This is a genomic window from Bacillus altaicus, assembly GCF_042136375.2.
Classification (GTDB): Bacteria; Bacillota; Bacilli; order Bacillales; family Bacillaceae_G; genus Bacillus_A; species Bacillus_A cereus_U.
In genome coordinates this window covers 1,101,402-1,122,751 of record NZ_CM143394.1, presented here as the reverse complement: position 1 = coordinate 1,122,751, position 21,350 = coordinate 1,101,402, and the positions used below count along the sequence as shown (strand labels likewise).

Below are 21,350 nucleotides of genomic sequence, written 5' to 3'. Positions count from 1 at the left end.
GTTTTTCATTTCACAAACTTCACTATAAATACAAGACAAGCCACCACAACAACGGTGACTGCCAACACATAGGGCGGAAGGAACTTCAAAGACCATAGCGCCATCATTATCGTCGCAACCGTTAAGTACGTTTGCTTAGCATCTTCTGTCATTTTTTTACGAAGTAAGAAAACATACAAATAACCGATTGGCGGCGTAATGAAGCAAAGAACATATATGATTTTGGATTTTAAATACCACTTTTGTTCTCCGAGTTTCCGCATATCTTCTTCTATTCTCTTATGCTCTTGTTCTCTCGCTTCTTCTACAAGTGGATCTTCCTCTTCTCCTCGCTTTTCTTTCATATAAGGAAGAAAGTGCACGAAAAAATAGTATGCAAATACGAACGCTCCAAATCCAATATTTAATCTTTCCAATGGAATATGCTCACTAAAAAAAGCAGCCGTAAGCACTAAAGACAAACAGTACGTCATCATCCAAAATGAACGTTTTCTCTTTTTCCGTTCGATTTCTTTTTTATCTTTTACTTCTTGTACTTTCTTTTTTCTAGAAAGCCATACAGAAATACAGCAATCTACTACAAATAGAATAAAGATAAATATCCCAACATGTACTGTTTCTACATCCTCAAATGAAAATACACTTGGGAATGCAACGTGTAATACAATTAACGTGTACAAAATTAACCCTACAAAATAAATACGTCTCATTTTCCATTCCTTTCTTATTTTCTAACATTACACTAACATACATTTTTTAGTAATAGACGGACAAAATATATGTGTTTAGAAAAGGAGGATGCTACATGGATGATTATGAACGTATTATTTTAGATGTGAACGGTACAGAACTCGAAATGTTAAATACAATTCGCGAGCATTTTAAAGAAAAACATGGTGTTGAACTAAGTCACGGTGCATTGCTTCGAGATTTAATGGATATTGAATACATTCGAATTACGGAAGATCGACACAAGTATGATTAATCGATGAAGCTTTAAGCCTAGAACATATTGTTCTAGGCTTAATTACATCTATACGAAAAATGTTATAATTAGGAAAAAACATGAAGGATACCAAAATATGCATTCTGAAAATATCTCAAAACATTTTCACACATTACATGCGCAAAGAAACCAGTTCCTTCCTAAGCTTCATTCACTTTCACACGAACAACTATGGTATAGGAAAGAGGACGGAAAATGGTCTATTGGTGAACACTTTTATCACTTATATTTAATTGCAAGGATGCTAAAAGTAGCGATTAAATTCTCTTTCACTCTTATCCCTTATGCCAAACTAAGAAAAAACGCCCCATTTGCAACTGATATACATGACATTTATGCCGAATATAAAGAAAAACACGGCAAAGGAATGAAAGCTCCTTGGATTTTAATCCCTTCAAAAAAAGTCTATTACTCTATGAATGTAAACGAATTAGAAGAATTACTTTCACGTGAAACAGATGAAATAAAAAAACTAGTTCAAAATATAGAAGAAAATATTGCAGGACATATCGTATTTTTAGATCCAATTGCTCACTACCCTAACCTTATTCAATCTATCCAACTATTAGCGATTCATGAGAAGCATCATTTTATGATTATGAAAAACAATTATGAAATGATAAATACATACCTAAAAATCTAAATACAAAAAGGTAAGGTACTTTCTAAAAAAGCACCTTACCTTCTATATCATGCATCATTTAACTTCCAACAAACTCTCTAACTAATCCCTTCGCCTTCTCCAAAGCTTTTTCAATTTGTTCAAACCCTGTTCCACCAGCACTGTTACGACGCTTTACAGCTGCATAAGGTGAAAGAACTTCATATAAATCTTCTTCAAATAACGGACTCATTTCTTTATACGTTTCAAGTGGTACATCTAATAAGTAAATTCCTTTTTGTGTGCAATGTAGAACTAACTTCCCAACAATTTCATGGGCTTGGCGGAACGGCAGTCCCTTGCTTGCTAAATAGTCAGCAATTTCTGTTGCGTTAGAGAAGTCTTGCGTCACAGCTTGCCCCATTTTTTCTTTGTTTATGGTCATCGTTTCAAGCATGCCTGCCATAATATGAAGGCATCCTTCTACTGTTTTCACTGTATCAAACATTCCTTCTTTATCTTCTTGTAAGTCTTTATTGTAAGCGAGCGGTAATCCTTTCATTACTGTAAGTAAGCTAAATAAATTGCCATATACTCTGCCTGTTTTCCCGCGAATGAGCTCAGCCATATCCGGATTTTTCTTTTGCGGCATAATACTGCTTCCAGTTGCGTATTGATCGCTCATTTCAATAAATTGAAACTCTTGACTACTCCATAAAATAAGTTCTTCGCAAAAGCGTGATAAGTGCATCATAAGCATAGATGAGTTACTTAAAAACTCCAGTATGAAATCACGATCGCTTACCGCATCTAAACTATTTTCATAGATTCCATTAAATCCGAGAAGCTCCGCACTATACTCTCGGTCAATCGGGAATGTTGTACCAGCTAGTGCTCCTGCTCCTAATGGTGAAATGTTAATACGCTTTAACGAATCTTCATAACGATTCACATCGCGCTCTAACATCCAAAAGTAAGCAAGAATATGATGAGCAAACGATATAGGCTGTGCGCGCTGCAAGTGCGTATAACCAGGCATAATGGTTTCAATGTTATTTTCAGCTTGATGAACAAGAACAGTTTGCAATTGTTTTGTAGCTTTTATAATATCTTCTACTTTTTCTTTTAAATACAAATGCATATCTGTCGCTACTTGATCGTTACGGCTTCGGCCTGTATGAAGTTTCCCTCCTACTTCACCGATTCTTTCAATTAACATCTTTTCAATATTTAAATGAATATCCTCAGCTTCTACCGAGAAATTCAATTTATTTTCTTTCGCTTCCTCTAATAAATACTGAAGCCCTATCTTTATTTTCTCTGCTTCTTCTTTCGTAACGATGCCTTGCTTTGCTAGCATCGTTACATGTGCAATACTCCCATTTATATCTTGATTTACTAATTGTTGATCGAAGGAGATGGATGCTCCAAACTCCTCAACCCATGCTTCCGCTTCTTCTGTAAAACGTCCGCCCCAAAGTTTGCTCACGCTTCCACCTTCTTTTGATTCACTTGACTGTATACTTTTGTAGGTAAACCGAATAATGAAATGAAACCAACTGCTGCATCATGATTAAATTCATCCTGGGCAGTATATGTTGCAAGTTTTTCATCATATAAAGAGTACTCAGATTTACGTCCTTCTACAATCGCATGACCTTTAAATAATTTCACACGCACTGTACCTGTTACATTTTTTTGCGTTTCTTGTAAGAAAGCATTGAGTGCTTGTTTTAAAGGTGAAAACCATAAACCGTTATAAATTAATTCTGTTAGTTTTTGCTCAATCATCGGTTTGAAATGAGCGACCTCTTTCACAAGTGTTAAATCTTCAAGTTCTTTATGCGCTGTTATTAACGTCATTGCCGCTGGGCATTCGTACACTTCACGAGATTTAATACCGACAAGGCGATTTTCTACATGATCGATACGTCCAACACCATGTTTTCCAGCTAGGGCATTTAACGTTTTAATTAATTCTGAAAGTGAATATGCAGTGCCGTTTAAAGTCGTCGGTACTCCTGCTTCAAATCCGATTTCTACAAACTCTGGTTTATTCGGTGTATCTTCTAATGCTAATGTCATCTCGTATGCTTCTTCTGGCGGCGCCGCCCATGGATCTTCTAAAATCCCACATTCATTGCTGCGTCCCCATAAGTTTTGATCGATTGAAAACGGGCTATCTAAATTAATTGGAATCGGTATATCATTTTCTTTTGCATATGCAATTTCTTCTTCACGTGACCATTTCCATTCACGTACAGGCGCAATAACTTCTAAATATGGATTCAACGCTTGAATAGAAACTTCAAAACGAACTTGGTCATTCCCTTTCCCTGTACATCCATGTGCAACTGCACTTGCACCTTCCTGCTCTGCAATTTCTACTAATTTTTTCGCAATAAGCGGACGAGATAATGCAGAGACAAGAGGATATTTCCCTTCGTATAACGTGTGAGCTTGCATTGCTATCAATGCATATTCATTCGCAAATTCTTCTTGAACATCAATCATATATGATTTAATTGCTCCTACTGAAAGTGCTTTTTCTTTTACAAACGCTAAGTCTTTACCTTCCCCTAGATCTAAGCAAAGTGCTATAATATCATAATTCTTCTCTTGTAACCATTTAATTGCAACGGAAGTATCAAGACCTCCGGAATATGCTAATACAACTTTTTTCTTCTCCATTTTGCATCCCCCTAAAGAATAAATATTCATCTTTTCTTATAATAATTCAAACTTTATCACCTTTCATAAAATGAATCAAGGGGAATTTATAAAAATTTTTCAAACAATTTCGTCGAACTTCTTTCTTTTTTTATGTAAAATAGAGGCAGGAAAATGGAGGGGTGTCTATGAAAAAGTATTTTATATACAATGAACATCTAGGAATTGAAGTCCCGAACATACAAGAAAAATGGGAAGACATCTCTGAACAAGCGCAGCATTCTATTTTATTAAAATGGGAGCAAATTCGTGGAAAAATACCTGATCGTATACAAGAGCTTGAACATCATATTAATCAAAAACAACATTGTTTAAATAACGAAGAGAATTTCGAAATTTCCTGTAGGCTTAATTCAGAAATTGCCGATCTCGCTTCAATTATTAACGATCTTTGGCTTTGGTATCGTCTAACCCAAAACGTATCTGAGGGAAAAGCACACCAATGAAAAAAGCATGCCCCTCATTTACTTTGGGTCATGCTTTTTTATCGTAACAAGCTTTGCAATATATTTCTTGCGCCGTTTTTGCTAAACATACATCAAACGGGCCTACTAATATACTTCTTTCTTTCGGCAACTTCACAAAAGCAACTAGCTCTTCTTCATATTCAATCTTTTTCTGACATGAAACGCATTTTAATTCTTTTCTTTTAAACATGTCTTTTAGCATATCTCCATCCTCCCTTTCATCTATCTATATTAATATAATCTCATAATAATTATAATCTGTAAAAAAATGACACATCACAAAGTATGGGATTCATATACTATGTACAAAAGGAGGCCTCAAAATTATGCGAGCTTTCATTATTATCGCTTTAACTTTTTTAAGTGTGATTAGCTGGGATGCATTTTTTACAGATAAAAGTGATAAGAACAATACAATTGAATAAGAACTCTTCTTTTCTTACTTATTGGACAAACTTCTAAAAACTGTCCAGTTCTACGAAATAACTTAGGCTTTTCTACAAAAATATTTAAACATAACAATTTTTGTAGATTCCCTCCGGTTATTGTCGGTTTCCATCCGCATACATTTTTTGAAAGTATGATATAATAATATAAATCTTGAAGGAAGGGATTTTGATATCATGATCGCTCGAAGGAGCATGTGGCATCGTATTGACGAATCATACACGTAGCGTATTTTTCAGCTCAGATACTTTAGTCTAGCGAAAAAAATACGAGAGTGGGGAAATTATGATTGCCCGAAGGATAATTTGGCAAAAAAAAGACTCTTCTTACACATAGCGTTTTGTTTAGGACTTAATTGTTACTAGCTAAACAAAACAAAGAAGAGCAGGATTGCTAAATGAAGAATTCTACTCCACGTTTTGTTTAGTCGCTTTAAGACTTAAACTAAAACGAAGGTAGGGAGAATTGATGGACGAGAGGATTATTCGTTATTTCTTCAGCGACATATAGCGTAGTTAGTTTTACGTAAACTAACTGAAAGCTACATGTGAGCTCGTAGTTAGTTTACAACACCAAAAGGACTACTAACTACGGAAAGAAGGAATAACGATGAGGAACATCCAAAGTCGACAAATTATTAAAGAAGTTTTTATGGTTTTAATCGGTTCATTTATTTTAGCAGCAGCGCTATATCACATTCACTTCCAAAACCACTTAACAGAAGGTGGCTTTGTAGGTATTGCACTATTTATCCAAAATTTTTATGATATTTCACCATCTATTTCAACTGTAGTAATGGATATCCCTATTATTTTACTATGTGCTTCATTTTTAGGTAGAAAAATGGTTGGCTATTCATTCTTAGGTTCACTTTCATTCGGAGTATTTTATTCCCTTATGGAAAATTATTCTCCTTTTACGGTAGATTTATCAAATAATTTATTTGTAGCTGCAGTAGTTGGCGGTGCGTTAGCTGGTATTGGACTCGGTTTTATATTGCGATTTGGCGGTGCAACCGGTGGAGACGATATTTTAACAATTATATTAAGTAAACGAACTCGGTTTACAATTGGGCAAATTTTCTTCGTCTTTGACGCGATTGTTCTTGCGCTTTCATTATATTATTTAAATTGGACAGAAATTGCTTTTACTATTCTTTCGATTGCCGTACAGGCAAAAACATTGGATTTAATTTACTATCCAAAAACAGAAAAGAAAGCAGCAAAGCAACCCGTTTCTATTCCAATGTCCAAAAAACATGCGACAAACTAAAAAGCGAAAGGCTTCGGCCTCTCGCTTTTTTTCATGCTCTCTTTTCTTTTTCTAATATGTAGCGTACTTGGTAAAACTTATTTGCAAATTCAGTAACATTCCTCGTTAAGCGATAGTTCACTGTAGAGCCAATTGCCATTCCAAGTACAGGAATGCCTTGGAATAATTTACGACGAAGAGCATAAATCGAAAATGTCTTCAAAATTTGTTTTAACATAACCTCAGTAGAAGCTGGCTTTAACACCTCTTCGTCTCCTTCATAAAAGAATGAATCTTCTTGCTCAAGTTCTCTCAGTAAATTGTACCATGCATATTGCTGAAGTCTTGCCGGCAATAATGCTGCATGGAATACCTTTAACGCAAGCATCATTTCATATGGCTTGTTCACATCATGCCCAAATGATGTCGCAATAAGTTGTACAGCCTTCACATTTAATGCAAGCATAACCGGAAAATCAGCCGTTAATAATAATAGACCGCCAGCACCTGTTGCTCCGCCTTGTACGAATGAATATAGGCGATGACGTGCTGTTTGCTGCTCTGCTATGTATGTTAATTGATCAATAGATAACGCCTTCAAATCTTCAAGTTGCTCAATTGATTCATCAAATAATCTCGACGTTCCTAAAATACGATTACGTGCATCTAACTGTGATTGTGAACTTTGAATAAGTGCATGCAAATGAAAGAGCCATCCATCTGCTTTCGTAAAAAAGTCTTTTCGTTTTTTCTCAGGTAGTTTTGCAACTGTAGTATGCAACCACTTATCAAACATCTTTTGAAAATCAGTCGCTTCTTGCTCTACTAATTGCCCTTCCCACTCTTTTATATTTTCTAAAATGGCTTGTTCTCGCTTCGATCGCATCGCAACAACCACCTCGTTCGATTTTTTTCTATTGTAACATATTTGTAAATATGCTTGTACATCGCTTGTTTTTTATTTACAACCTAAGAAGTCGCAACAACCTATCCGAATAAATGGTACCAGTTTCTATTCAGCTAGATTATAATCGTCCCTATACAAAACAAATAAGGAGCGATTATACATATGTATCCACGTGCAAAGGCTTTTGGCATTGCTATACATCACGATCGACTTCTCGTACAAGAATATAATATGGAAGACGAAATCTTTTATCGGCCTCTTGGCGGTTCAATTGAACTTGGTGAGAAATCAACAGATACCGTTATTCGAGAATTTACAGAAGAACTTCATACAGAAATAGAAGTTATCGATTATTTAGGATGCTTAGAAAATATTTTTTATTCAGGTAAGGAAATTGGTCATGAGATCATTCAACTATATTCTGTGCGTTTATTAGACATATCACTATATGAAATGGAAATACTGAATATAAAAGATGAACAAACAGCCTCATATGCAAAATGGATTCCCCTCACTGCATTTATTCAAAAGGAAAAAATACTATATCCAGATCAGATTTTAAAATATATACAAAAAAAAGACGAAATCCTTTAGGATCTCGTCTTTTTCATGCATATATTAACCCATATCTCCAAGACGTAATACGTCACGAGCAATCATAACTTCTTCGTCAGTTGGAATTACGATAATTTTTACTGGAGAGTGCGGGAAGCTGATGAATGCTTCTTCACCGAATACGTTATTGCGTTTTACGTCGAAGTATACGCCCATGTACTCAAGGCCTTCTAATACGCGCTCACGAATAACTGCACTGTTTTCACCTACACCAGCTGTAAAGATGATAGCGTCAACGCCTTTCATACGAGCTGTGTAAGAACCGATGTATTTATGGATACGGCTTACGAACACGTCAAGTGCTACTTTCGCACGGTGGTCGCCTTCTTCTTCTTTCGCAATGATGTCACGTAGGTCACTAGAGTAGCCAGTAAGACCTAACATACCACTCTTCTTGTTTAATACGCTAACTACTTCTTCTACAGTTTGGCCTGTTTTTTCCATGATGTATGGAATTAACGCAGGGTCAATGTTACCAGAACGTGTACCCATTGTTACACCAGCAAGTGGAGTGAAGCCCATAGAAGTATCGATAGACTTACCGCCTTCTACTGCTGCGATACTTGCACCGTTACCTAAGTGACAAGAAAGTAGGCTTAAGCCTTCAATTGGACGACCTAATAATTCAGCCGCACGCTCAGTTACGTATTTATGAGAAGTTCCGTGGAAACCGTATTTACGGATGCCAAATTTCTCATAGTACTCATATGGTAAGCTGTATAGGAATGCAGATTCCGGCATTGTTTGGTGGAATGCTGTATCGAATACTGCTACTGCTGGTACGTTTGGTAGTACTTCTTGGAATGATTTAATACCAACAAGGTTTGCTGGGTTGTGAAGTGGTGCTAAATCGCTTAAGTCTTCGATATCAGCTAATACTTCATCATCAATTAAAACAGAATCAGCAAATTTTTCGCCGCCGTGTACAACACGGTGACCGATACCGCCAATCTCATCAAGAGATTTTACGATTCCGTTTTCAGTTAATTTCTTAAGAAGCATGTTAACTGCTACTGCATGATCTGGGATGTTTGTAATTTCTTTTTGTTTTTCGCCATTTACAGTAATTGTGAAGACACTATCTTCTAAACCGATACGTTCTACTAAACCTTTTGTTAATACTGTTTCACTTGGCATTTCAAATAATTGGAACTTTAAGGAAGAGCTTCCTGCGTTAATCGCGATGATTTTTGACATCTAGTCTTTCGCCCCTTTTTCTCTTGGTAGTTGTGTGGATCATTCCACAAACCGCTCGATTTTATCTAATTAAATTCACTCATTATGAAAACGTTTCATCATTAGTAAATTTTATACTCACGATTTTAATTTAAACATCGTCCGACATATATTTCAAGTGAAAAAATTGTAACACCAAGAAAAAAAATATATTACAGATTTCAAAAAGATTCAGTTAAATCTTGTATATATTAAAAAATATTCCATATTATATACAACTGTACTACATTAATCACTAACCCTGTTACATATATCTGACATTACTTATGTGTTGCAAACCACGTATTTAGTTGATCCATCATGTTCTCCATAGCCTTCATGTTGGAGAATTTAGGTAATTCCACTAATAGTGCCTGTTTCGGCATTATTACATCCTGGCCTTTCTTTTGGAGAACAAATATACTTTTTGCATTTTTCTCGTTTTTAAACATGGAAACAGGTAGCTGTAACAATCCTTGAATAAAGCATGTTTCTTTAATGAATGCATGTAGCTTTGGCGCTTGATCACTTTCAAAAATGAAGTTTGGTACTAAGAAGAATAAATACCCGCCTTCTTTCGTATGTTTCACACTTTGTTCAATAAATAAGTGATGCGCATATGACATTCCTTCATCTGCTTTTAATGTATATTCACTTGCACCGATTTCATTTGGATAGTAACCAATTGGCAAATCTGAAACAACTGCATCAACTGGATCGATATAAAGTGGTGCTAGTCCATCTTGGTGGAAGAATTCGATTGCATGCTTTTGTAAATTCGCATTTACTAAAGCAAGTTTAATTAGCACTTCATCCACTTCTACACCAAATCCACTCATTGCTAGTTCTTCTTTGGCGCTATTAAACACGGTAGTCATTAAGTTACCCGTTCCAATTGCAGGGTCTAAAACTGTAATTTCTTTTTGCCCTTGCATAAATTTATGGAATAAGTAGCTCACGAACATTCCAACTGCATCTGGCGTCATTTCGTGATTCGCTTGTACGCCCTCTTTCATTCCTTTTAAAATGGCTAGCTGAAATGCTTTACGAATTTCTTCACCTTTATATGTTTCTTCATTAAACGTACTATATTCACGATTCAACCTTTCAATTGTTGATTCGGATAATTCCTCTTGTAAAATCGCTCCCTCAAACAAGTTATCACCTGTTTCTACAAGCGCCTCTAAATATGTTACATCTAATTCTTTACGTAAAACTACCGTAGAAGAATCAAAATTAGAAAATAATGTTTCTACTGCCTGACTCACGTACATTCCTCCTTCTCTCATTTACACATAACTTATATCATACCACAAAGTGATTTTTTCCAAAAAGAAAAAGCGACCTCTTGCAAAGAGCTCCCCTTCAAGTTGTTTATGATGTAACGTCTTTTCTCATATATTGGTTCAGTTAACAATACATGAGAAAAAACGACCTCTTCTAAAGTGAAACTTTAATGAGAGGTCGTCTTCTTTTACATTACTTCGCCAATTTTGCTGCTTCTAATGCTGCTTCATAGTTTGGATGGCTTGTACCTTCGCTTACGTATTCTACGTAAACTACTTTGTCATTGCTATCTACTACGAATACTGCACGAGCAAGTAAACGAAGTTCTTTCATTACTAAGCCATAAGCTTCGCCGAATGAAAGATCACGGTGATCAGAAAGTGTCGCAACGTTTTCTAAACCGTTAGCTGCACACCAGCGTTTTTGAGCGAATGGTAAATCAGCGCTAATTGTTAATACTTTCGTATTTTCAATACCTGCTGCATCTTCGTTAAAACGACGAGTTTGTGCATCACATACACCTGTGTCGATTGAAGGTACAATACTAATTAATTTCACTTCACCTTTGTATGTTTCTAAACTTACTGGAGATAAGTCATTTGCTAATACTTGAAAGTTAGGCGCTTGATCGCCAACTTTAACTTCTGTTCCAACTAAAGTCATTGGGTTACCTTTAAAAGTTACATTTGCCACTTAAAAATCCTCCCTTATTTAAACAAAATATGTACAATGTAAATGATAGTTTGTCCCTATCGATAATGCAAATAAAATCGCTTTATTTACAAAAAAATAAAGAAGCTAATCCATTGATTAGCTTCTTTACTCCTTAAATTTGAAATTCCGGATCATCTTCTTTTCGTTTATCCATCATTTCTTTCACTTTATCAACAGCTTGTGGCGCTAATTCAATTATTTTGTCAATGACATGTGTTTGTTTATCTAAATGTAAAACTTTCACACCGTCTCCATTTACAACGAGAAAGGCAACAGGATTAATGGAAACCCCACCACCGCTACCTCCTCCAAACGGGTGACGGCCTGAATGTTCTACTTTTCCAAATTCACTTCCACCAGCAGCAAATCCAAAACTTACTTTCGAAACGGTAAGAATTACACTTCCATCTGCCGCTTTAATTGGATCACCAACAATTGTATTTACATCAGTCATTTGTTTTAAATGCTGCATTGCTGTTGTCATTAAACCTTGAATTGGATGGTCCATTCTATATCCCCCCTATGCTTGAACAGATTTATCTTCCATACCAGACTTTTGTTTTCTCATAAACATGAGTAGTTTTACCGCTGTTTTCACAGTACGAAATATATGAAAGGAAGCTGTTAGTTCACATCTTGATGCAAATCCCTTCCCTTGAAAAACAGGTGTAATTTCAAATTCTGGTACGTCGACAATATGCATATATTGTCCTACAACTCCAGCAGCCATTCCTTTTGTCCCCCATGCATATCCAGTGACAATTCCAGTACTAGCCGCATCGCCTGTTCCAATTTGTGAATGCCATTTCCAACTATTGATTTTCACTCGTTTGAGAAAATCTTTAACAATAGTATGAACTTCTTGAAGCTTTTTTATCAGTTCTCCGACGCTATCAAGTTGTGCCATAATTTTATTATCTATGCCGCCATCTTCCTCAGCTTTTTCGATTTTCTGCCCCGTCTTTTTCTGCTGTTTTTCAATTCTTTCCAATACATCAAACGTATATCGAATCATCCATATTTTCACTTGAAATAAACATTGTTTTTCCATTTCTGAATATAAAAACGTCACCTTAAGCGATATTTTCGATAATAGTATTAGCAAAATAAAAAGTAGAAGAATTATCATTCCAATTACGAGCCATTTCATTCGTACCATCCTTTCACTCCATACCCATTATCGACAAGTTTATTCATCATTAAACAACCTTTGATAAAATTGAATATAAAAATTTTTCTAAAAATAAAAAGGGATTTTGACATTTTATATCGAAATATACTATTTGAGCATATTATTCAGAATACAATCTGATGATATGCAGCACTAAAACTAGAAAATTTAACTGCAGTGGAGGGATACATAATGGCAGATCGTCGCAATTTATTTTTCTTTTATGGTGATGACAAAGTAACGCTCGTTGAAAAAATGAAACCAGTATATCGTATTTTAGAGGAGAATGGATTTACCATATTAGATCATCCAAAAAATGCAAACGCTATCGTCAGCGTTGGAGATGATGGAACTTTCTTACAAGCCGTTCGTAAAACTGGCTTTAGAGAAGATTGCTTATACGCAGGTATTTCTACGAAAGATGAAATTTCTTTCTACTGCGATTTCCACATCGATCACATTGATACAGCCCTTCAAGAAATTACAAAAAACGAAATTGAAGTGCGAAAATATCCAACAATTAAAGTAGATGTAGATCACGGTACATCTTTCCATTGTTTAAATGAATTTTCATTACGCTCTAGCATCATTAAAACATTTGTCGTAGATGTACACGTCGACAATTTACATTTTGAAACATTTAGAGGTGATGGATTAGTTATCTCCACACCAACAGGAAGTACCGCTTACAATAAATCATTACATGGTGCAGTTGTCGATCCACTTATCCCATGTTTCCAAGTAAGCGAACTAGCATCTTTAAATAACAACACATACCGTACACTCGGGTCACCGTTCCTTTTAAATCACGAGCGTACGTTAACTTTAACACTTAAACCAGATGGCAATGATTATCCTGTTATCGGAATGGATAACGAAGCACTTAGCATTAAACAAGTGGAAAAAGCCGTTGTTCGTTTAAGCGATAAACAAATTAAAACTGTTAAATTAAAAAACAATTCCTTCTGGGAAAAAGTACAGAGAACGTTTTTATAGTAATAAAATAACCGTCGAATTATGGGATTTCCATAATTCGACGGTTATTTATTCAGCGCTTTATTTGTATCCGTTTCTTTGTCCAATAATCTTTCAGGCGCACTAGAGAAAAATAATTTCTCCTCCTACACTTCCTCCAATTGGACCTAATCGTACAATATAATCAGCTTGTACGATTACTTACAGGTTACGCTCATTTTTTGTAATCACTCACATTTCACATCCCCCTTTATTCCGAAGACAAAAATTACACAATTTACCTTTTCAAAAAAGAACTGACATCTCTCTTTTTTATTTCCCATTCGACAAAATACGACAGAATATAAATAACTTATTTGCTACCATGAGATGAGCAATTTTTCATTTTAAAAGGAGATACAATATGGCTAATCCAAAATATACTAAAGTAGATGAGAGATTTGGCGTAATCGAATATCCCGTTACGCTAAATGAAATGACTGACATATCTAAAGAGTTTCCGAAAACTGAACGGAAGTTTTATCAGTATGCATTTGATGCTTTAAAGAAAGTTATGAAATCACAAGAAGCAATATATTGCTTCGAAGTTGCCCATCCTAAACTAACAAAAACCGGCTTCATTGTTGTCGGAGAACATAATTTATACTTGGTGATGATGAAAGGCGGCTTATTTGGTGGTGCTGAAGCCGAAATTGTAAAATACAAAGATATTAAAGAAGTGGACTTTGATATCATTGAGGGAGCATTTGGTATTTCTCTTATGAATACGGGTATCATTTATCTAGAGATCAAAAAAATGTTTGGTACGAAAAAAAGAACTATACGAAATATTCCTGATTACAACGTTGATTCAGTATTACAAGCGATTCGTAATCAATTAAAATAAGCACTAGCACTCTAATGAGTGCTTTTATTTATTAAGTTCCATCACAAAAGAAATTATGTATATGTTTAGAACTATTATCGTACTTACTCGTTATCCTTTTAATAGGAAATCTGACAGGCCTGTAATTATTGCTGAACAGACACGTAAGTATATATATTAACGATTCTACACAGCATATCAATTTATTGAAAAAACGGACTACATCATCAACCTTTCTAAAAAGAGGAAGCGGCACAAAAATGTATTTTCGGAGCCACATCTTCAAACTTTCAGATGTCTTTCCTATACACAATCTCCCCATCAATGACGGTCATTTCTGCCTTTACTTCTTTTATTTCTTCCACCTCAATTTCAAAAACATTACGGTCTAATATCGTAAAGTCTGCTTCATATCCTTTTGTAATTTGCCCTCGATTTGCTTCTTTTCCAATTGCATACGCACTTCCTGTTGTAAATAAAGAAACAGCCTCATACACCGTTAACCTTTCTTCTGGCATATAACATACACCGTCAATAAAACTTCTACGTGTAACAGCACTATATATACCTAAAAACGGATTCACTTGTTCAATTGGAGCATCAGATCCACCATTGCAGTGCAGCCCTGCGCCGAGCAATGTCTTCCAAGCATACGCATAACGAAGACGATGGTCTCCTAGTTTTTCAATCACTGATGGAAAATCCGATGAAACAAAGACTGGTTGAATATCAATAATAGCTGGCAAGTGTTTCATTCTTTCAATCAACTCTTCACGTGCTAGCTGACAATGAATAATACGGTCACGTAATCCTTCTGCTGGTGGATGTAATTCAAGCGCATCAATGACATATTCAAGCGATAAATCACCAATTGTATGAATCGCAACTGGCATATGTAAATCTCGTGCTTTTTTCACTAAACCTGCAAGCTCTTCACGTGAGAAAATGGCAACTCCATTCGTTTCCTTCGCATCTTCATACGGTTCACTTAATAAAGCTGTTCTTCCGCCAAAAGAGCCGTCAGAAAAAATTTTCATCGCACCAAATTCAATATAGTGCTCATTTTCATATTCTTTTCGTTCATTCGCTACTTCATGGTGAACGAGTAAATGCGCTTTAAATGGCATTTCTTTTATAACGTGTGAAAACGCATTGTACGTTTTTTGAAAACCGCCATAATAATTTAAGTCTTCCGTATGTCCGCCAACGAGTCCGTATTGCCAGCAGTCTGAAATAGCTGTTTGCAGAGCACTTTGCAAATACACTCCATCTATTTCAGGCTGAACATGTTTAATTAACTCTTGTCCTTGCTCATATAAAAGTCCTGTTAATTTATTTAATGAGTCACGACCAATTTTTCCGCCCTTTGGATCTTGCGTCGCTTCTGTTATGTTCGCTTCTTGCAATATGTATGAATTCACCCATGTCACGTGACGACAAACGCGCTTTAATAAAATCGGATGTTCTTTAGAGATTTCATCTAAATCACGTACATGAACATGTTTTGTATCTGTAAAATTATTTTCATTCCATCCTTCTCCTATAATCCAAGAGCCTTTTGGTGCTTCTTCTACTCGCTTCTGAACAAGTGAAAGTACTTCTTTATAAGATGTACAATTTGATAGATCTAGACGAAGTAACCTCTCCCCATGCCCAATAAGGTGCATATGGCTATCAACAAGCCCTGGAATCATCGTTTTTCCTTGTAAGTCGCACGACTTCACTTCTGAATATCGGTTTTCTAACTCTTCTGTATTCCCCACATCAACTATGATGCCATTTTCAACGTAAACGGCGTCCACTTTTTCATTCTCTTCTCGCATTGTATAAATGCTTCCGCCATGCCACATTTCTCCCATATACTCATCCCTTTTTCCTTTAGTCTACGAAATTAATATGTATAAAAAAAGCACCATTCCGATTAAAAATGGTGCTTTTCTAAAAATTATTTTTGTTCAGTAGGATTCGTTGTAACTTGCCATTCAATATTAAATTTATCTTTCAATTGTCCGTATGCTGGGCTCCAGAAAGTTTCTTGAAGTGGCATGATAACTTCTCCACCTTCTTGTAACTTATCAAATACTTCTTTCGCTTTTTCTGCGTTATTAATTCGAATTGCAATTGTTACTTGAGATCCGATTGCATGCCCTTGACCTGGGAATGTATCAGAAATCATAAGCTCCGTATTACCAATTTTTAAATGAGCGTGTAAAACGCGCTCTTTTGCTTCAGCTGGAATCGGGTATTCTGGATTTTCAGGCATGTCACCAAAGGTTTGCATTACTTCTACTTTTGCATCTAACGCCTCTTTATAAAATTGTACAGCTTCTTGCCCACTACCATCTAAAACTAAGTAAGGATTAATACCTAAAATCATACGGACACCTCTTTTTCAAATTTATAAAATCGAACTTACGTTCGTTCTTATAATATCATACGTTTTACATTTCATTCAACTATTTACTTCTTCATTTTCAAAATTATTTTGAAGGAAGCTCCATCTCTTGTTTTCTAAGTTCAATACGGCGAATTTTTCCGGAAATCGTTTTTGGTAGTTCATCTACAAATTCAATTTTTCGAGGGTATTTATATGGTGCAGTCAGTTCTTTGACGTGTTGTTGGAGCACTGGAATTAATGTTTCTTCGTTCTTTTCTATATTCTCTCTTAATACGATAAATGCCTTCACGACACTTCCGCGAATTTCATCTGGACTTGCGACAACCGCACATTCTCTTACGTATGGGTGTTTTACAAGTGCATCTTCTACTTCAAACGGCCCGATTGTATAGCCAGAGCTAATAATGATATCATCTCCGCGTCCTTCAAACCAAAAATAGCCGTCTTCATCTTTTTTCGCTTTATCACCGGTAATATAATAATCACCGCGGAATTGCATCGCTGTACGCTCATCGTCTTTATAATATTGTTTAAAGAGTGCTGGTGTTTCAATGTGAACTGCAATATCACCAACTTCTCCTACCTGCACCGGAATACCTTCTTCATTTACGATATCAACATGGTTTCCTGGCGTTGGTTTTCCCATTGATCCTGGTCTAATGTCCATCCCTTTCATTATCCCAACAAGTAATGTGTTTTCCGTTTGCCCATAACCGTCTCTTACCGTAATATCGAAATGCCTTTGGAACGTTTCAATCACTTCTCTGTTTAACGGCTCACCAGCTGATACAGCGCTATGTAACGCTTCTAAATTGTACTCACTTAAGTTTTCTACCTTTGCCATTAATCTATACTCAGTCGGTGTACAACAAAGCACATTCACCTTATTATCGCCTAATAAGTTTAAATATGTTTTCGGTTCAAATTTACCATGGTATACAAATCCAGTTGCACCTGAACCGAGAGTCGCTACAAACGGGCTCCAAATCCACTTTTGCCAACCTGGACTAGCCGTTGCCCATACAACATCATCTTCTTCGATTCCGAGCCAATTCGGGGCGCTTGTACGTAAATGAGCGTATGCCCAGGCATGCGTATGTACAACTCCTTTTGGATTTCCTGTCGTCCCTGACGTATAAGATAAAAAGACCATATCTTCTTTATCTGTCTTCGCCATTTCTAACATGTCACTTTCTGTTTCTAATGCTGTTTTTAAATTTGTCCATCCATCTACTGATCGCTCGCTCAAGACGAATTTTTGAAGAGATTCCACCGCTTCTACGCCGTCAAATTGTCCAATATACGGTTCGTAACTTACGATAGCCTTTACTTCTCCGTGCCCAATACGATACTCAATATCTTTTTTACGCAACATTTCTGAGCTTGGAATAACGACAAATCCTGCTTTAATCGCAGCAATATACGTCATGTAAGCTTCAATTAAGCGCGGCATCATAATAAGGAGCTTGTCCCCTTTTTGTAAGCCACTTTTTATAAAAGCGTTTCCAATTTTATTCGCACCTTGCATTAATTCAAAATATGTAATCTCTCGTCTATTCCCTTTATCATCTTGCCAAATTAAAGCAAGCTTCTCTTTATCATTCGTATATTTCTCTATTTCCGAAACTAAGTTATAAGACGGCGGCGCCAACAATTCCTCTCTCTTCATATAACATCCTCCTTTATTTCTATGCCTCTCTTATATAATAAAGAATTTTCAGTAAATTTTGAACCCTCTTCTTTTGACAATTTTTTTATATTTATGTCGAACCGTTGAATGAATTTATATCGATTTACCGATAAATCATGACAAAAAAAGAAAGAGCGGGAGAACCCGCTCTTTCTAAGCCATCGTATATGGGATTATTTTTGGTAACCGCCTAATTGTTGCTCAGCTAGTGAAACTAGACGTTTAGTAATTTCGCCACCAACAGATCCGTTAGCGCGAGATGTTGCATCAGCTCCAAGTTGAACACCAAACTCTTGAGCGATTTCGTATTTCATTTGATCTAATGCTGCTTGAGCACCAGATACTGCTAATTTATTTGTGCTTGCCATGTTGTATCACCTCCTTGTGAGTATAGAGTGTGATAAACAACATGACTTCATGCACATTTGAATGTGGTAATTTATGGGTTTAGAAAAGTTCTTCGAATTTTTCTTCTTCGGCCACTACTTCTACTGTTTGTAATACCATTGTTTCTTTGTTCGCTACAGCCTCTTCAATTAACGGCGCGAAATCGTACTTCGCTTCAAAACGATTTGCTTTCTCACGCTTCGGTTTCGTCGATGGACTTGCTGGTGTAAATACTGTACAGCAGTCTTCATATGGACGAATTGAAATATCATACGTTCCAATTTCTTTTGCAATTTTAATAATTTCTAATTTATCCATCGTAATAAGTGGACGAATAACAGGATAGTTTGTCACTTCGTTAATCGTATGCATACTATCTAACGTTTGGCTCGCTACTTGTCCAAGACTTTCACCAGTCGTAATTGCAAGTGCATTACGCTCCTCTGCAATACGCTCTGTAATACGCATCATCATACGACGCATAACTGTCATAGAATAGCTAGATGGAATTTCTTTATTAATCGTTTTTTGCACTTCAGTAAATGGAACAAGGTGAAGTGTTACACGTTTACAGTATTTCGTTAACTCTTGTGCTAAATCGATTACTTTTTGTTTCGCACGCTCACTTGTGAAAGGTGGACTATGGAAGTGAACTGCTTCCACAGATACACCGCGTTTCATCGTTAAGTAAGTTGCTACCGGGCTATCGATACCACCAGAAAGAAGTACCATTACTTTTCCGCCAACACCAACTGGTAAACCGCCTGCTCCCATGTGCTCACCACACATAATATAGCTATAACCACTGCGAATTTCTACACGTACATTCACATCTGGATTATGAACATCTACTGTGATATCCTCTGTATTTTCTAAAATGTGCCCACCGATTTCTGGAAGTAACTCCATCGTCTTCATTGGGAAGCGCTTATCAGAACGGTGCACTGTAATTTTAAATGTTTTCACATCACCTTTTACTTGTAAGAAAGCTGCTAATGCACCTTTTTTAATATCTTCTAATTCTGATGGTACTTTCATCGCTAAGTTAAACTTATGAATACCAAATACATCTTTCAATCTTTCAGAAATTTCTTCATGGTCTTCGCCATTTAACTGAATGTACATACGATCATGTGTTGCATCAATTTTAATGTTTGGGAATTTTTTTAATTTGAATTTCACATTATCTCTTAACGTACTTACAAACTTAGAACGATTCTTTCCTTTTGTCGTCATTTCTCCATAACGAACTAAAATATATTCATATGTCATCATATTTCTTTACCTCATCACTTCATATAATTTTGGCATTGTCTCTTTAACAATACCTTCAAATTGTTTTACTTCTTCCATCGTGTTGTCCGGTGCTAGACTAATGCGAATCGCACTTGTAGCTGCGGCGTGCGGTACTCCCATTGACACTAGTACTCGGCTCACTTCATTTGCTTTTGAAGAACAAGCAGACTTCGTCGATACATATACACCATATTCTTCTAAAGCATGAACGACTACTTCTGGTTTTAAACCGACAAATGATACATTTAAAATGTGCGGTGCCGCATATTCAAGTGATGTATTAATCGTTACAGTTTCCATCTCTTTAAAGAAACGGACCAGCTCTGTTTGTAAATTTTGCAAATGAACTATTTTTTCTTTCACTTGTTCCATCGTCATACGAAGTGCTTTCACCATCGCTACAATACCAGGTAAATTTTCTGTACCTGAACGATACTTGAGCTCTTGTTGACCACCTGATAAGATTGGATCTAATCTTACACCATCACGTATGTAAAGAAGACCTGTCCCCTTTACGCTATGAAATTTATGTCCAGATATTGAACAAAGGTCAATATGAGAAGCGTATAAATCAAGTGGTACTTTTCCTATCCCTTGTACATGATCCACGTGGAATCTTATTTTCGGATAGTTCGCTAATAATGTTCCAATTTCAGCAACGGGCTGAATCGCTCCAGTCTCGTTGTTCACGTGAATAATTGACACAAGAATCGTATCTTCACGAAGCGCTCGTTTTACATCTTCTACCGATACAACACCGTGCTCGTTAACCGGTAAATATGTTACATCAAAACCGAGATCTTCTAATTGTTTATATGCCTCAAACACAGACGCGTGTTCAATATTTGTTGTAATGATATGTTTGCCGCGCGAACGATTCCTCATCGCTATCCCTTTAATCGCAAGGTTATTCCCTTCCGTTCCACCTGATGTGAAAATAATTTCAGAAGGTTTAACGTGAAGGAGCTGTGCCGCAATCGTTCTCGATTGTGTTAATAGACGCTCTGCCTCTCCTCCAAGCGAGTGAATAGAAGAAGGATTACCAAAATATTTCCCTGCAACCGTTACGTACGATTGAAGAGCTTCTGGATATGGCTTCGTCGTCGCACTATTATCAAAATAGATCATCGTTCTTCCCCTTTCAGCGCTATCACATCATATAATCATATCACAAATACGTGTAATTACGCTAAGACTACTCAAAGGTTCCGTTTTTATATAAAAGTGTATATTTCCCCCCGCCATTTGCAGGCATACTGAGTGGTGAAGATTAATAATCAATGGTGGATGAAACCCATCACTTATGGTTTCACTTTATTTTGAAACGA

At 36.2% G+C, this 21,350-nt stretch carries 23 protein-coding genes; 7 read left to right on the top strand and 16 right to left on the bottom strand.

The window, feature by feature from the left end; all coding sequences use genetic code 11:
• Positions 1 to 5: 5 nt before the first annotated feature.
• Positions 6 to 710, bottom strand: coding sequence for a hypothetical protein (locus tag ACE38F_RS05900; RefSeq protein ID WP_375369992.1), 705 nt, complete (start codon positions 708 to 710; stop codon positions 6 to 8).
• 95 nt (positions 711 to 805) lie between these two features.
• On the opposite strand from ACE38F_RS05900, the gene ACE38F_RS05895 reads away from it, so the two are divergent.
• Both ACE38F_RS05895 and ACE38F_RS05890 read left to right on the top strand, forming a co-directional pair.
• Positions 806 to 985, top strand: a complete 180-nt coding sequence (locus ACE38F_RS05895; protein WP_002034316.1) for a hypothetical protein — start codon at positions 806 to 808, stop codon at positions 983 to 985.
• A gap of 97 nt (positions 986 to 1,082) precedes the next feature.
• Positions 1,083 to 1,649, top strand: coding sequence for a DinB family protein (locus tag ACE38F_RS05890; RefSeq protein ID WP_375369993.1), 567 nt, complete (start codon positions 1,083 to 1,085; stop codon positions 1,647 to 1,649).
• 58 nt (positions 1,650 to 1,707) lie between these two features.
• On the opposite strand, the gene argH is transcribed toward ACE38F_RS05890, so the two are convergent.
• Entirely contained in the window at positions 1,708 to 3,096 is a 1,389-nt protein-coding gene (gene argH / locus ACE38F_RS05885; RefSeq protein WP_375369995.1) for an argininosuccinate lyase, read from the bottom strand.
• Positions 3,093 to 4,298, bottom strand: coding sequence for an argininosuccinate synthase (locus tag ACE38F_RS05880; RefSeq protein ID WP_215554394.1), 1,206 nt, complete (start codon positions 4,296 to 4,298; stop codon positions 3,093 to 3,095). Before ACE38F_RS05880 ends, argH begins: the two co-directional genes overlap by 4 nt.
• Before the next feature lie 167 nt (positions 4,299 to 4,465).
• Between ACE38F_RS05880 and ACE38F_RS05875 the strand changes: the two genes are divergently transcribed.
• A complete protein-coding gene (locus ACE38F_RS05875; protein WP_215554395.1) occupies positions 4,466 to 4,783 on the top strand; it encodes a radical SAM protein in 318 nt (105 codons plus the stop codon).
• Positions 4,784 to 4,811: 28 nt separating this feature from the next.
• On the opposite strand, the gene ACE38F_RS05870 is transcribed toward ACE38F_RS05875, so the two are convergent.
• The gene (locus ACE38F_RS05870) at positions 4,812 to 5,006 is read right to left on the bottom strand and encodes a hypothetical protein (RefSeq protein ID WP_215554396.1); all 195 of its coding nucleotides are present in this window, start codon (positions 5,004 to 5,006) and stop codon (positions 4,812 to 4,814) included.
• A gap of 854 nt (positions 5,007 to 5,860) precedes the next feature.
• On the opposite strand from ACE38F_RS05870, the gene ACE38F_RS05865 reads away from it, so the two are divergent.
• Positions 5,861 to 6,523, top strand: a complete 663-nt coding sequence (locus ACE38F_RS05865; protein ID WP_002112250.1) for a YitT family protein — start codon at positions 5,861 to 5,863, stop codon at positions 6,521 to 6,523.
• A gap of 31 nt (positions 6,524 to 6,554) precedes the next feature.
• On the opposite strand, the gene ACE38F_RS05860 is transcribed toward ACE38F_RS05865, so the two are convergent.
• On the bottom strand, positions 6,555 to 7,388 hold the full coding sequence (locus ACE38F_RS05860) for an EcsC family protein (protein WP_375369996.1): 834 nt from the start codon (positions 7,386 to 7,388) through the stop codon (positions 6,555 to 6,557).
• Positions 7,389 to 7,571: 183 nt separating this feature from the next.
• On the opposite strand from ACE38F_RS05860, the gene ACE38F_RS05855 reads away from it, so the two are divergent.
• A complete protein-coding gene (locus ACE38F_RS05855) occupies positions 7,572 to 8,003 on the top strand; it encodes an NUDIX hydrolase (RefSeq protein ID WP_375369998.1) in 432 nt (143 codons plus the stop codon).
• Positions 8,004 to 8,027: 24 nt separating this feature from the next.
• On the opposite strand, the gene ackA is transcribed toward ACE38F_RS05855, so the two are convergent.
• The 5 genes from ackA to ACE38F_RS05830 all read right to left on the bottom strand — a co-directional run bounded on the left by ackA (position 8,028) and on the right by ACE38F_RS05830 (position 12,399).
• A complete protein-coding gene (gene ackA, locus ACE38F_RS05850) occupies positions 8,028 to 9,221 on the bottom strand; it encodes an acetate kinase (RefSeq protein ID WP_215554399.1) in 1,194 nt (397 codons plus the stop codon).
• Positions 9,222 to 9,520: 299 nt separating this feature from the next.
• Entirely contained in the window at positions 9,521 to 10,507 is a 987-nt protein-coding gene (locus ACE38F_RS05845) for a class I SAM-dependent methyltransferase (RefSeq protein ID WP_215554400.1), read from the bottom strand.
• A 211-nt stretch (positions 10,508 to 10,718) separates the two neighbouring features.
• Entirely contained in the window at positions 10,719 to 11,219 is a 501-nt protein-coding gene (gene tpx, locus ACE38F_RS05840) for a thiol peroxidase (protein WP_375369999.1), read from the bottom strand.
• A gap of 133 nt (positions 11,220 to 11,352) precedes the next feature.
• Positions 11,353 to 11,748, bottom strand: a complete 396-nt coding sequence (gene ytfJ, locus ACE38F_RS05835; protein WP_215554401.1) for a GerW family sporulation protein — start codon at positions 11,746 to 11,748, stop codon at positions 11,353 to 11,355.
• Positions 11,749 to 11,760: 12 nt separating this feature from the next.
• Positions 11,761 to 12,399, bottom strand: coding sequence for a DUF2953 domain-containing protein (locus tag ACE38F_RS05830; RefSeq protein WP_215554402.1), 639 nt, complete (start codon positions 12,397 to 12,399; stop codon positions 11,761 to 11,763).
• A 204-nt stretch (positions 12,400 to 12,603) separates the two neighbouring features.
• Here ACE38F_RS05830 and ACE38F_RS05825 point away from each other — a divergent pair, with 204 nt between their 5' ends.
• Together ACE38F_RS05825 and ACE38F_RS05820 are read left to right on the top strand one after the other, a co-directional pair.
• Complete coding sequence (locus ACE38F_RS05825; RefSeq protein WP_215554403.1) at positions 12,604 to 13,407, top strand: NAD kinase; 804 nt, start codon at positions 12,604 to 12,606, stop codon at positions 13,405 to 13,407.
• A gap of 382 nt (positions 13,408 to 13,789) precedes the next feature.
• Positions 13,790 to 14,272: a PH domain-containing protein gene (locus tag ACE38F_RS05820; protein WP_375370001.1), complete on the top strand. Its 483-nt coding sequence runs from the start codon at positions 13,790 to 13,792 to the stop codon at positions 14,270 to 14,272.
• A 269-nt stretch (positions 14,273 to 14,541) separates the two neighbouring features.
• On the opposite strand, the gene ACE38F_RS05815 is transcribed toward ACE38F_RS05820, so the two are convergent.
• The 6 genes from ACE38F_RS05815 to ACE38F_RS05790 form a co-directional block, all read right to left on the bottom strand.
• The gene (locus tag ACE38F_RS05815; RefSeq protein ID WP_375370002.1) at positions 14,542 to 16,110 is read right to left on the bottom strand and encodes an amidohydrolase; all 1,569 of its coding nucleotides are present in this window, start codon (positions 16,108 to 16,110) and stop codon (positions 14,542 to 14,544) included.
• Between the two features lie 86 nt (positions 16,111 to 16,196).
• The gene (locus tag ACE38F_RS05810; protein WP_341305625.1) at positions 16,197 to 16,628 is read right to left on the bottom strand and encodes a VOC family protein; all 432 of its coding nucleotides are present in this window, start codon (positions 16,626 to 16,628) and stop codon (positions 16,197 to 16,199) included.
• A gap of 103 nt (positions 16,629 to 16,731) precedes the next feature.
• Entirely contained in the window at positions 16,732 to 18,318 is a 1,587-nt protein-coding gene (gene mbcS / locus ACE38F_RS05805) for an acyl-CoA synthetase MbcS (RefSeq protein ID WP_215554406.1), read from the bottom strand.
• A 194-nt stretch (positions 18,319 to 18,512) separates the two neighbouring features.
• Positions 18,513 to 18,707, bottom strand: a complete 195-nt coding sequence (locus ACE38F_RS05800; protein ID WP_000168891.1) for an alpha/beta-type small acid-soluble spore protein — start codon at positions 18,705 to 18,707, stop codon at positions 18,513 to 18,515.
• A gap of 79 nt (positions 18,708 to 18,786) precedes the next feature.
• Positions 18,787 to 20,001, bottom strand: coding sequence for a tRNA uracil 4-sulfurtransferase ThiI (gene thiI, locus ACE38F_RS05795; RefSeq protein ID WP_002160228.1), 1,215 nt, complete (start codon positions 19,999 to 20,001; stop codon positions 18,787 to 18,789).
• A gap of 6 nt (positions 20,002 to 20,007) precedes the next feature.
• Entirely contained in the window at positions 20,008 to 21,150 is a 1,143-nt protein-coding gene (locus ACE38F_RS05790) for a cysteine desulfurase family protein (protein ID WP_215554407.1), read from the bottom strand.
• Positions 21,151 to 21,350: the final 200 nt, after the last annotated feature.